The sequence below is a fragment of the Limnospira indica PCC 8005 genome, assembly GCF_000973065.1.
Lineage (GTDB): Bacteria > Cyanobacteriota > Cyanobacteriia > Cyanobacteriales > Microcoleaceae > Limnospira > Limnospira fusiformis.
Genome location: NZ_FO818640.1, coordinates 177149 through 190112 on the forward strand (window position 1 = coordinate 177149; position 12964 = coordinate 190112).

Genomic DNA, 12964 nt, shown 5'->3' on the forward strand with positions numbered 1-12964 from the left:
GCAACCATTACAAAGTCCCTCTTAGTGGGTTATCGCCATCAATCAATTCGGTTTCTATCTTGATATCAGGAAAGTCTTTTTTCAACAATTCCTGTACTTTATTTGTTTCCTGTTCCCTGATATCATCTTGTTTTTTCATTGAATCATATAACCGCGTTAAGTCAGCTAATATGTCCTTTGCAGGGTCATTACTGTTCACCTGTAAAGTGCCTTGAGCGCGTACAATAGCAAATATTTCTTTGATTTGATTTAATGTTGTTTGTAATGTTTCCTTAGCGTCCTTTTGATTTGTAATCTTAACTTTACTCTCGTTAGGTTCCAGTAGCTCCTCAAAATTATCAGCCTCCGGGGTAAATGCTGTTTTAATTGTTTCATATTTTTCCTCGGTAGCAAAGCCCAAATAGTCGATTATCTCCGACACTTCCCTACCTGCTTTAAACGCCGCCGCGTGAGCTAAACCTGCTTCGTGTAATGCTGTTAAAACAGCATTTTGGGTAACTTGGTGACTAATAGCAATTTCCATCACCATCCCAAATATTTCGGCGATAGCTTCGGCTAGATTAGGTAACTTGATTTCGGCTTTTTCTTCGGCTTTGGTCATGAGATTGACATCATCAATCTCTACTTTAACTTCAAATTCACCCCATCTTTCGTCATCGATGTCAAACCTGTACATCAGCCATTCTGGTAATGTGTTTATTCGTTTAATTCCATTTTCTGGATTCTCGGCATTAACTGGTTATTTTTTCTGGCATTTCAGCCGGGAAAGATTCAGGGTCTAAAAACTCATAAATCCTTCTAATCATTCCGCAACATTCTTCGTTCATGTCTGGTATTGTTATCGTTTCTGGTATTGTTATCGTTTGTATATTTTCAGATTCTCCCCCTCCGGTGCATTGCGGGATATCTTTCGTGTCCGCAGAAAAATTGGGAATTACATAATCAATTTCTGTGCATTCCATCCACCACGCACAAAATGCACCTACACTTCCAAACATTAAATCAGGGTCGCCGTATGCCCACTCAGACTCCCACCGTCCTTGCCTATAAAAAAACCTCTCACTTCCTGTTGGCTGAGGAGTTTCCCCCCATCTCCAATCCATGTGACTGAAAAAAGTGATTCTAGATCCACTTGGTGGAGGATTACAGCACCCCCCACTTCCCATTTGTCTGTCGAACTCTTCAACGCTGTACTTTTCACCAGCTTTTATGGTACAACCATTTCCGCCATTTCCATTGCCTGAATCATCATCCGACTCATCATCTGAACTATCGCCTGGTCGCCTTCCTTTATCATCATCTATTTTATCGCCTGAATTAGGACCCCCAAAGCTGCGACCACTACCGCCTCCACCACTACTACCTCCCTTAGGTTTTTTGCCTCCCTTTGGTTCATCTCTATTTGGCGGTTCCTTAACGGTTGCCTCTTTTTTGACATCACGCCGCCGATATTCCTCATCTATTCGCTGTTCGTCATCCTCTCGTTTCCACCTGCCATGGTCTTCTGGATTAATTCCACGCGGTAGCCTAGTAATTGGGTCCCAAGGATTTACCAATCCTGGAATACCCGCTCTATCTCTTTCTCTTGCATACGGCAAACCCCTACCAAAGTCCATTGCTGAAGATGTCTGGTCGCCTAAATCTCCCGCTAAACCTGAACTTACGCCGCCAGACCTACCAACATTTTTAGACGTACTTGACCTGATACTATCTTTCACCATACCGAGTAACTACATGAGACTAATTAATAACTTAGAAATATTATATAATATTACAAGATAATTGAGGACTATTCATGAGAGGAATTAAAAATATTGCTACGGAAATTAATGCTAGTAACTGGAATAACGCTGTAGAGTTATTTAATGGCGCAATCTTAGAAGGCTTGATAACTGATAGATTTCGTTATGATATTACTGCTTATGCCTATGTTTCTAGTTTGAACGCTAGGTGTTATATCCCTAGTATCAATCAATCACAAATACCTAAAATTTACCCAGAAGATAGTTATTACCAAAGATGGGAAAAGAAACAAGATGTGTTACAAGGTTCTATAGACTTACAGATATTTTATTGGAACCTAGCCACAGAAAGCGGGTTAAATCTAGGTGTTATAAAACTCCCTTATTACGGGGGAATTCATACCGAAAATTTATTAATCGAATTGATTACCAATCAAACAGAAGGGTTAGCCATAGATTCACATTCTGTATTAAAAGCTAGGTGTCTGACTCAATTACACAACAATGATTCAATTAATATTTTTGGTATGGCAGAATACCAACTAGACACATTGCCAAAAACCCCATCACTGACCCAACCCGAAAATTTTGGGATTTCCGTAGGTAACACACCCACCCTAATTCGTGCTGCTAATACTCACAGATATCGCTTACACCTACAGAACACGGGTAGCGTTGGGGTTTGGTTTAGTCATGGACACATCAGCAATTGCATACCAGGTCAATGTTTATGGCTACCGCCTAACACTGCATGGGATGACGAGTTAAAATCTACTGCTAGTATCTACGGGATAACAGAGGATAGTGTTTCGCAGATTGTCGGGTTAGAGCAGACAATCACTTACTAACCGGCTACAATGGAATTATTTAGGAGGTAGGTGATTATGAGTTTTTCGGTTTATAGTAGCGCTCTAAATTTAGACACTCTCAATATTACTGCTAAGATACCGGGTACTCCCGTTACAACCGCTATTAGTTTAACGGCTAATACAGTTGCCGAATTAGTGGCAGTAAAAGCTAACACAAACGGGCGTAATGTATTTATCAAAAATCGGTCTAATGTACCCGTTCATTTAATCTTAGACCCCACAAAAAATACCGTAGCTAATGCCGCATTTTCTGTGAAGCCGGGTGATACTGTTATGCTCACTATTGGCGCTAGTAAACTACAAGCTATTGCCGAGTCTGTTGCAGATATTTCGGTAACTGTAGTTGAGTTTGTAACTGTTGATTAAATAGTTGGGGGATTATCCCCCTTTTTGAGGAATCTTTATTATGACTAATTTTAAGATTTACTCTAGTAGATTTGGGCAGTCAACCGATGACTTGCCAGAAGGTGAAGTCAATCTGTATTTAACCAATGAAAGGGTACAGGCAGTTATTGACTCAAATACTAATTTATTCAAATTAACTGATTTATCCTGGAATAATATTACTAATAAACCTAGCGCTTTCCCCCCATCTACTCATTCCCATAGCTGGACTGAAATAACGAACAAACCGACTATCTTTGCAAGTGACTGGGCAAACGTGGCGGATAAACCAGCTACGGCAACCCGTTGGCCTACGTGGTCTGAAGTTACAAGCAAACCGACAACGTTCACGCCTTCAGCGCATACTCATGCTTGGGCTGACATTACGTCAGGTGTTCCAGCTACCGCTTCACGCTGGCCGTCTTGGGCTGAAGTGACTTCTAAACCTACTACGTTTACTCCTAGTGCTCACAACCATGCTTGGAGTGAGATAACATCTATCCCAGCGACTGCCACTAGGTGGCCTACGTGGAATGAGGTGACAGGCTCACCAACTACGTTCCCCCCAACACCGCATAATCATGATGCTTCTAATATTACATCTGGTATTATCGATGTTGCTAGACTCCCTGCTGCTGCGTTGATAGGGGATACCACATACTCAGCGGGTAGTGGTTTAACTCTTAGTGGTACTACTTTCAGTTTACCAGTAGCTACCTCTGGTAGCGGTACATTTGTAACCAGTATCACCCAAACCGCTAATGGTATCACCGCTAATCTGGGGACTCCCCCGAATACAACATATAGCGCAGGTACAGGTATATCGTTATCAGGTACAACCATTATTAACTCTGCGCCTCATCAATCCACTAACCTTTCTATTTCTGGTACAGGTGACACTCGAACAATTACAAGTTCTACTGGTACTGACGTAACTATACCTGTTGCTACAACTTCCACCGCTGGTTTAATGTCTTTGGGAGACAAGACTAAGTTAAATGGAATTGCTGCAAGCGCAAATAATTACGTTCACCCAACTACAGATGGTAATTTACACGTACCTGCCACTGGTACCACAAACAACGGTAAAGTACTAACTGCGGGTGCAACTGCTGGTAGTTTGAATTGGACAACATTGCCTACTGCTCCAGTCACTTCAGTTGCTGGTAAGACAGGCGCTGTAACTTTAATTAAGGGAGATGTTGGTCTAGGTAACGTAGATAATACTGCTGACTCAGTTAAAAGTGTATCAAGTTCAGCTACATTAACTACAGCTAGAACAATTGCATTATCTGGTGCGGCTACAGGTACAGCAACCAGTTTTAATGGCAGTGCTAATATTACTATTCCTGTTACCAGTTTAAATGCAGCTAATCTATCTGGTACTGTACCAAATGCCAGTATATCTGGTAGCTATAGTGGTATGACTAATTTAACTGGGTCAGGTACAGTAGACTTTGCTAAATTTTTAGGTAATGCTTCAGATACTGTTAATTTACCTAGCTTTAGTTGGACTGGCGATTTAGATACAGGTATTTATCGACCTGTTGCTGACCAGTTAGCAATCACAACTGGTGGTGTACAACGAGCTTTATTTAGTAGCGCTGGTATAACTGGTAATTTAGTGGGTAACGCTTCAACTTCAACTACACTTCAAACAGCTAGAACTATTAATGGAACTTCATTTAATGGAAGCGCTAATATAACGATAACTGCAAATACTCCAAATACATTAACAAATGGTACAGGATTAACTGGAAATAATTTTAATGGTAGTGCTGCTACTACATGGGCTGTAGCGTATGGGACTACAGCGGGAACAGCTTGTCAAGGTAATGATAGTAGATTATCTAATGCTAGAACACCTACAACTCATACTCATTCAAACATTGCATTAACCGCAGGAGATGGTTTAAGTGGTGGTGGAACATTAGCAGCTAATAGAACTTTTGATGTAGATTCAACTGTCTTAAGAACCTCTGGAAATCAAACAATAACCGGAATTAAAACATTTAACATAACAAATAATCCAGTAACTTTTACGACTAATGAAAGTTTCCCCGATGGAAATATGCTTATTGATTTTAATGTTTGGAGGGGGTTTGACATACGCCGGATAGGGTCTAGTGCTGGTTCGGCAAGTTTAGTACTAAATAGTAGAGTTGGAGGAAATAGCTGGGCGTTTTCTTATCAGGGAAATTATTCTATGCTACTTGAAGCAGAGCCTAATCCTAGAGTATTTATATATCATGGTATTAATTTTCTTGAAAGTAGTGTTTGGAGAGGTGCTTCTCCCAATAGATATTCAATGCAAGTATATAACAATCAAATATATTTCATAAAAGACTATGGTCTAGGTTCTTCAAACATACATACTAGATTTCGACTAGGTGGCACAAATATTGCGTACATTAATGACAGCGGGGATTATGTCAAAGGGTCTTCAGATATCAGGTTTAAAACTGTTTTAAATGAGAATGTTAATAGCTTAGATTTAATCAAAAAATTGAATGTAATTAAATTCAAATACAATAAATTAGCAGAGTTGCATGGCTTTTGTGACAAAGAAGCCAAAATAGGTTTAATCGCACAAGAAGTCAAGAGCACTACCCAGAAGCGGTTGAAGTAGTTAAAAATGACCACACAGATAGCCCTGAAGTTGACGACAAAAAAATAGATTATCTGACGATTCTTTATGAAAAATTAGTTCCTTTATTAGTGGCAGGGATTCAAGAATTATCTCAAAAATTAGACGCACTAGGTAAACCCACAGCATCTACAAATGGTAATATCAGTAATTTACCGACAAGCCCTATCGGTTTAAGTGTAGGTGATTTATGGTGTGACACGGATAACGATAATGTAATCAAGCAGGTGAGATAATGTCTAACAAATATGATATATCTGAAACTAATTGGTTTTTAGCTTACAATCAATATTTTATCCAAGAAGATGATACCCCACACGGGAGTAAGCGATTGCCAGATATATCAGGCAGTAAATTTGTTAGGATATTATTTGATGCTGACCAGGTTTCCACTTATTGGAAAATGGCGGGTTGGTTAAAATTTTACGCATACAATGATGTCAAACAGAATATGATGGTTAAACGTGAGATTGTCTGGCTTAATGAATATCAAATAATTGAATCACCACCATATAGCAGCTTTTATGCGGTATTTGACCCGTTAGAACGGATTAAATGGTTTACCCTTTATTTTTGGAGATTAATGTAATGAATACAGTATCAATCTGTCAAAGATTCATAATTATTGAATTAGCTTTGATAATAATTGTGGTCTTGTGTTCAACGTATGCGATAGTCAAGGAGAATAAAATTATCGAATCAAAACTAGATTTAAATAATCATAAGTTAGGTATATTATTTGAGTTTTTACAAAAATCGTTAGAACAAATAGCCTGTAAACAACAGTTAGGGGGCAAAAAGCAATCACCCCATCTCCCAATCAACAGAGATGATATTGATGATGATGGTTAGCGTAAGCCCTAACAGCCTAACAGCTAACAGATAACCCCAATAACTTAATGACCCCCTATGGTTTCTGACTGTAGGGGGTGTCTATGTATTTTCCCAACACAGGCCTGTGTTCTCAGGCCTGAGAACGGTTTATATGAATGCTCACCCTATCATGTCCAGATAATACCCAGAACTAAGTTACCCCTAACAGATAGCTTTACCTACAACCTACGACTAAGATTTTGGGGGTGAACTGATTATGTTGGTATCGGCTTCCGCACGAGATGATTACCATCAAAGATTGGAGACTTGCTGAGGATTATGACACCACCATTTTGTTGACGCTACCAAAGTGGTATCTGTTTAATGGGTATCGATTCCCATCCCGGTAATTACCTCCAGTTGAAAAGCTGTTTAGGGGTATCGGGTTGGTTCTGGTAGGAGATGATTTAGATTTTGCGATCGCACATAGTTTCCCCTATAGGTCTAGTCCACGGAAAGGCGGTCTGATATCTTTGTACGTTGATTCCCTAGCGGGTTCCCCCCTACGGCTACCTACGGCTATCGTGGTTGATTTTGAAACATATCCTCCCCTCAACCGGAACAAACACTCTTTGGGGAAACGACCGACGTGATAGCAGTCAATGGTGAGGTACGAACCGATAGGCTTGCCATTGACGGGTATCACAAGGGAGTTAACCTATCGGTGTCTGGTTGAGGGGAGGTGTGGGTATTTGACAGATTGATTAAGTTGTGCTTATTGATTAACCCGTCAATAATTAAGTTTTGTTGCTAAGGGATATGCACTAATCGTCCCGTGTGCTAAGACTGAATGGAGTGCATATTAAGTGTAACGGTACGACTATCGGGTTAAGTAAATTCCGGTAATTGCAGTTAGGGTAGGGGTTTAGGGTTCATGACCCTAACCGGATAGACACCACCAGGTTAGCTGATAAAAACCAATCAGTCAGCCTCACAGTAACCGTATTAGTCGCAGTCATAGCACAAAGAGACCTATGTACACCCAGGCTAATTTCCCCCTGAGTTCCCTGAGTATCCCGAAAAGGAACCATCCCAAACACCGCCCGCCCATCTGGTAAACTCGCCGCCAGGATAAACTGATCAAAAATGCCAGATCCTGTCACCCAGGGAACTGTTCCGTTAAGCTGAAACCCTCCCTCAACCTCTAATGCTGTCACCATTCGCTTTCCAGAATGTCTCAAATGAGAAAAACCAATTCCTACCCCAACGGTTCCGTATTTCATCTCAGGTAAATATTGCTCTCGGAGGGTAGAATTATCACTTAGGGATAGCATCCCCGCCGCGCTTTGATGTTGGGTCTGCAAAAATGCTAAAGCCCCAGAATAGCGGGCTATTTGTTCCGTGAATAGGGCGAAGGTTTCTGCTGTTACTGGGGCGGGTCCGACCCGTAAAGTCAGAACTCCTAGTTTCCCTAACCCCCGCCAAGCCGGCTTTAATGCTTCTGGTTGGCGATCTATTTCAGCCGCCACAGGGGCGACGGCAGTTTGTAAATAGGTGTTGGTGGTTTCCAGCAGGTCTGACGTGCTTGCTAGTAACAAAAAACTTCCTCAAACCTACACACAAACCAAAAACCTGTTACAATAGCAACCACCACAATAACCGGAGTTAAAGTGCCAAAATATGTTACACCCAGCGTTGCCACCTGGCGAAGATGGGAAAAACTCGGCGCAATTAAAGCCGTTCGTACCGTTGGCAACCAACGCAGATACATCATCGAAGAAGCCGAGAAACAAAAGCCCATTGTCTGTTATACAAGAGTCAGCACCCATTCCCAAAAGGATGACCTCATTAGACAGGCTGAATTTCTACGCAGCGCATACCCAACAGCATAAATTCTTACAGAAGTTGGCAGTGGACTCAATTTTAAACGGCGAAAATTCCTCGCTATATTGGAACGAATATACGAAGGAAATATCGGCACACTTGTCATCGCTCACGCCGATAGGCTTGTCCGTTTCGGATTTCCACTCATTGAATGGTTATGTGCAGAAAGTGGATGTTAATTCGTGGTTCTCAGGAAAAAGAGTCTCTCTCCAGAACAAGAACTCGTTAGCGATATCTTGTCCATCCTCCACTGTTTCTCTGCTCGGATTTACGGACTACGAAAGTACGAAAAACCAGCCCGTAAAGAACTTCAAAAAGAAACCCCGTCATCAGACAAGCAAGATGACTCCGAACAGATTGAGGAAGGTGAGATTGTATCCTGGTCAAGAATTACAGGCTGTTTGGAAACGTTGGTTAGCTGCTTATCGGTGGATTTATAACTATACCATTGCCACTTTTAAACATGGCTATAAAGGGAGCTGTTTTGACTGCCAAAAGTTAGTCAGAGATAGTGACAAACCGGAATGGGTGAAATCTTTACCAGGACATCAATTACAGGAAGCAGTAGCCGATGCTTTCGATGCTTTTAAACAAGCTAATGCAGCCGGTGGTCAAGTCAAATTCAAGTCCTGTAGAGCACCATCTCAAATCATTAAATTCAAGGTGAATAACTTTAAAAATGGGGCTTGGTATCCCCGTTTAACTAAAGGTTTAACCTTTACTTCACCTCAAGCTATACCTAAGAATTGCCTTTATGGAACACAACTAAAATACGCAAGGGGTAAATGGTATGGTTGTTTTCCAGAGTATCAAGAGCGGGAAACAACAGAGCAAAAGCGAGTTATGGCTTTAGACCCTGGTGTGCGCTCCTTTTTGGTGGGTTATGATGGTGAATCCATTACTGATTTTGCCACTAATGATATTGGCAAAATCAATCGCCTTTGCTACCATTTAGACCTTTTAATGAGCCGGATTAGCCAATGTAAAATTAAACGAAAACGAGATCAAATGCGTAAAGCTTCTCATCGAATGCGGGAGCGGATTCGTAACCTAGTGGATGATTTACATAAGAAAGTCGCTCATTTCTTGGTTAATCACTATAAACTTATCTTTCTTCCTACTTTTAATTCTAGTCAAATGGTTTTAAAATCTCGTAGAAAGCTCAACTCTAAGTCAGTGAAAAACTTGTTAACTTGGAGTCACTACAGATTTGCTAAACATCTGATGCAACAGGCAGAAAGAAAAGGTGTTTTAGTGGTTCGTTGTAACGAAAGTTATACCTCTAAAACCTGCCCCCATTGTGGTAAAATCCATGAGAAACTAGGGGGAAGTAAGGTTTTTAAATGTCCTAATTGCGGCTATACAGCACCCCGTGATTGGGTAGGCGCACGAAACATTATGCTTCGTGCTTTGCAGGCTACTGCCGTTGTCTTCCAAGACAATGCGATACTTTTTCAATCTGTGTAAAGCTTTCATAATTTTTGTACAGGTTTGAACAGGTTAAATGTAGCACACCGAACTGATTATCTACCATTGGTCAAGTCAAAATATAGCCTCAAACAATGTCTAATCCATCTGAACGCCCAGCTTTACCTGCGTCCGCCCAGCGAGTTGCTGTTGCCCTCCGTAGGGCGGGATGGATCTGTTTTTGGGCGCAGCTTGTCCTAGCTGTAATTTCTGCCATTATCCTATTTTTTGCGGCTGTAGCCGCCCAAACTACCGGCGGCGGGAGTACATCCGCCGTGACTAGCGGCGGTTTCTTTTTTGCCGTGGCTGGCTTGTTGGTGTTGGGGTTCAGTACCTATCAAGCCTATGCTTATACTCGCCTATCTAAACGCTTACGAGAGGGTAGACCGCAGCGACCTTCCCGCGCTGACACTATTAAGCAAATTCGCATTACCCTAATTAGTAATTTGGTGGGAATGACTCTCACCCTCATTGCGGCAGAGGCGATCGGTGGGATATTATTTGCTAAAGCCCTCTCTCAACCTACTTCCCAGTTAGTATTCGGAACCGGTACTGTTCGCGACTTTATCCAACCTCTAGATCTGATTGTCGTTCTCGCCAGCAATCACACCATTCTAGCCCACTTTGTCGGTATTGTTGCCTCAATTTGGTTAATTGACCAGATTTATAAGCAATAAGGGCGGGTGATATGATCGGGTGATTCCTTCGTCTCTACGGGTGGGGGAACATTTGCCAGAAACCACCCCTAGAGCATGATTTTAAATTTCTTCCATGTCAATATATAAAATTTCTTCTGGTTCAATTACTTTCGGTAAATGAGTTAAGCGATATTGGGTTCCTTTGGGAATTATGATTTCATTTTCGCTGTAAATTAAAAACTCTTTAATTGAAATGCCAGAAATATTATTTTTAATCCTGATGATTACTGGATAGGCAGAATAAGCATAATCTTCCGCTACTAACTCATCGGAGGTAAAGCTGGTCATATAGTCAATAGTATATCCGCAATTGCGTTGAATAAGTGTCAGAAAAGATTGCAGTTTTTCTAATTTACTAAAAGGGATACCACGATAAATAGTGCCTTGGTAGGGAGGCATACGGTTCACAAAATTATTAACCAGTTGAATGTCGGGGGTAGTTTTGCCTTCTCGCTCAAGGTTTTTGATGTTCATGAAGCCAGAGGGGGTTGATTTGGTGATTTTGTCGATCGCAACTTCTGCCTCAAATTGGCTCATTCCAGTAAGTTGCTGCACTTTTTGTAATAAGTTTATATTGGCTTCATTTAGAGTATTAATCATGGTAATGCTATCCTGATTTGTAATTTTAAATCAACGGAATTCCGGATTTTGTAGATAAAAAAAATCCCCCCTAATCATTGAGGATTAGTAAATGTCGCTGACTGGCAACAATTACGGAGTTGATTGAGAAGTTGATTGATAAAAAGTCAAAAGCAATCAGTCTAATTAATAAAAGAGAAGCAGACGAACTTTAAAGGGTTTTTTTTAAATTTATCAAAATCCCTAATCGGGTATTTGATGGGAAAAAGAGAGTTTGGGCTGATTACTTATACTCCTCTTTTACTAAGATACAACAATTTCTGTAGCTTATTTTACAAAAACACATTTTTTTACAAAACTTTACATGATCTCGGGGAGCCGAATTAGGGTGGTGAGATTTCTGGTGAAGCCGAGGAGAAGCAGGTTCTAAGGCTATTGGGGGAGATTTGGCGATCGAAGTATTTGACATGACACCAATGGACATTAGATAATAGGAGTTTGTGTAAACCGTAGCTTGGCGTAAGAGTCCCTTGGCTAACGTAATCGTAATAGGTGCCCAGTGGGGCGACGAAGGAAAAGGAAAAGTTACCGATCTCCTCAGCAAATCGGCTGATGTTGTGGTTCGCTACCAAGGAGGAGTGAATGCGGGTCATACCGTTGTAGTCAACGGCCAGACCTTTAAACTGCATCTGATTCCATCGGGAATTTTGTATCCTGATACCGAGTGCATTATCGGTTCGGGGACGGTGATTGATCCCAAAATATTGATTGGAGAACTAGACCAACTAGAAGAACTTGGCATTTCTACCGCCAAACTGATGATCGCTCAAACGGCTCATGTGACGATGCCTTATCACCGTTTGATTGATCAGGCATCGGAAGAACGCCGAGGAACTCGTAAAATTGGGACAACGGGCCGAGGTATTGGTCCGACCTATGCTGATAAATCAGAACGCACGGGTATTCGAGTCATTGATTTGATGGACTCGGAAAGTCTGCGATCGCAACTCGAATGGACAATTAAATATAAAAACGTCCTCCTCGAAAAACTCTATGATCTGCCCCCGGTAGACCCGGAAGCAGTGATCACAGAATATCTGGGATATGCAGAACGCCTGCGTCCCCATGTGGTTGATGCCTCCTTGAAAATTGATAATGCCGTGCGGAAACGGTACAATATTTTATTTGAAGGAGCCCAGGGAACCCTACTAGACCTAGATCATGGCACTTATCCCTATGTCACCTCATCTAATCCGGTGGCGGGTGGCGCTTGTGTGGGCGCTGGTGTGGGACCAACCATGATTGATCGGGTGATTGGTGTGGCGAAAGCCTATACTACCAGGGTGGGAGAGGGACCTTTTCCTACGGAAATGGTTGATGGCATTGGTCAGGTATTATGCGATCGCGGCGCGGAATTTGGAACCACCACCGGACGACAACGGCGGTGTGGTTGGTTTGATGGGGTGATTGGTCGCTATGCAGTGCGTATTAATGGCTTAGACTGTCTGGCTATTACCAAACTTGATGTTTTGGATGAGTTGGAAGAGATCAAAGTTTGCGTCGCCTATAATCTTGATGGTGAACGCTGCGAAGATTTCCCTAGTGATGGTCGCAAGTTTGCTCGCTGTCAGCCGATTTATGAAACCTTACCGGGATGGAAAAAATCTACGGCTGAATGTCGCGATTTGGAAGACTTACCGAAACAAGCTCTTGATTATCTCAAGTTTTTGGCGGAATTAATGGAGGTTCCGATCGCCATTGTTTCTCTAGGAGCCAGTCGCGATCAAACCATTATTGTCGAAGACCCCATTCACGGCCCGAAAAGAGCTTTATTAGATGCCAAAGGTCAGCCCGTAGAGCATCAATCTTAACCCGAGTGAT

11 protein-coding genes and 2 pseudogenes are annotated in these 12964 nt (G+C 41.7%); 10 read left to right on the top strand and 3 right to left on the bottom strand.

Going from position 1 to position 12964, the window contains the following annotated elements; all coding sequences use genetic code 11:
- Nucleotides 1–7: 7 nt before the first annotated feature.
- Nucleotides 8–1721, bottom strand: a pseudogene (locus tag XZ46_RS36165) (hypothetical protein).
- A 74-nt stretch (nucleotides 1722–1795) separates the two neighbouring features.
- On the opposite strand from XZ46_RS36165, the gene XZ46_RS00825 reads away from it, so the two are divergent.
- The 6 genes from XZ46_RS00825 (at nucleotide 1796) to XZ46_RS36175 (ending at nucleotide 7108) form a co-directional block, all read left to right on the top strand.
- Nucleotides 1796–2590, top strand: a complete 795-nt coding sequence (locus XZ46_RS00825) for a hypothetical protein (RefSeq protein ID WP_048894878.1) — start codon at nucleotides 1796–1798, stop codon at nucleotides 2588–2590.
- Between the two features lie 36 nt (nucleotides 2591–2626).
- The gene (locus XZ46_RS00830; protein ID WP_006668643.1) at nucleotides 2627–2977 is read left to right on the top strand and encodes a hypothetical protein; all 351 of its coding nucleotides are present in this window, start codon (nucleotides 2627–2629) and stop codon (nucleotides 2975–2977) included.
- A 40-nt stretch (nucleotides 2978–3017) separates the two neighbouring features.
- A complete protein-coding gene (locus XZ46_RS00835; RefSeq protein ID WP_228116444.1) occupies nucleotides 3018–5624 on the top strand; it encodes a tail fiber domain-containing protein in 2607 nt (868 codons plus the stop codon).
- Between the two features lie 89 nt (nucleotides 5625–5713).
- Nucleotides 5714–5878 carry a hypothetical protein gene (locus tag XZ46_RS36170; protein WP_228116445.1) on the top strand — a complete coding sequence of 55 codons (165 nt, stop codon included), beginning with the start codon at nucleotides 5714–5716 and terminating at the stop codon, nucleotides 5876–5878.
- Complete coding sequence (locus tag XZ46_RS00840) at nucleotides 5878–6231, top strand: hypothetical protein (RefSeq protein ID WP_048894879.1); 354 nt, start codon at nucleotides 5878–5880, stop codon at nucleotides 6229–6231. Before XZ46_RS36170 ends, XZ46_RS00840 begins: the two co-directional genes overlap by 1 nt.
- 670 nt (nucleotides 6232–6901) lie before the next feature.
- A complete protein-coding gene (locus tag XZ46_RS36175) occupies nucleotides 6902–7108 on the top strand; it encodes a hypothetical protein (protein WP_008051849.1) in 207 nt (68 codons plus the stop codon).
- 279 nt (nucleotides 7109–7387) lie between these two features.
- Here XZ46_RS36175 and XZ46_RS00850 read toward each other — a convergent pair whose 3' ends face one another.
- Nucleotides 7388–8053, bottom strand: coding sequence for an acyl-CoA dehydrogenase family protein (locus XZ46_RS00850; RefSeq protein ID WP_006622105.1), 666 nt, complete (start codon nucleotides 8051–8053; stop codon nucleotides 7388–7390).
- 72 nt (nucleotides 8054–8125) lie between these two features.
- Here XZ46_RS00850 and XZ46_RS27835 point away from each other — a divergent pair.
- The 3 genes and pseudogenes from XZ46_RS27835 to XZ46_RS00860 all read left to right on the top strand — a co-directional run.
- Nucleotides 8126–8674: pseudogene (locus XZ46_RS27835) on the top strand (IS607 family transposase); the annotation flags it as partial.
- A 7-nt stretch (nucleotides 8675–8681) separates the two neighbouring features.
- Nucleotides 8682–9806, top strand: coding sequence for an RNA-guided endonuclease InsQ/TnpB family protein (locus tag XZ46_RS00855; RefSeq protein ID WP_150105310.1), 1125 nt, complete (start codon nucleotides 8682–8684; stop codon nucleotides 9804–9806).
- A gap of 95 nt (nucleotides 9807–9901) precedes the next feature.
- Entirely contained in the window at nucleotides 9902–10483 is a 582-nt protein-coding gene (locus tag XZ46_RS00860; RefSeq protein ID WP_006622103.1) for a DUF3611 family protein, read from the top strand.
- 81 nt (nucleotides 10484–10564) lie between these two features.
- Here XZ46_RS00860 and XZ46_RS00865 read toward each other — a convergent pair whose 3' ends face one another.
- Nucleotides 10565–11104, bottom strand: coding sequence for a hypothetical protein (locus XZ46_RS00865; RefSeq protein WP_008051858.1), 540 nt, complete (start codon nucleotides 11102–11104; stop codon nucleotides 10565–10567).
- A 509-nt stretch (nucleotides 11105–11613) separates the two neighbouring features.
- Between XZ46_RS00865 and XZ46_RS00870 the strand changes: the two genes are divergently transcribed.
- The gene (locus XZ46_RS00870) at nucleotides 11614–12954 is read left to right on the top strand and encodes an adenylosuccinate synthase (RefSeq protein WP_008051860.1); all 1341 of its coding nucleotides are present in this window, start codon (nucleotides 11614–11616) and stop codon (nucleotides 12952–12954) included.
- Nucleotides 12955–12964: the final 10 nt, after the last annotated feature.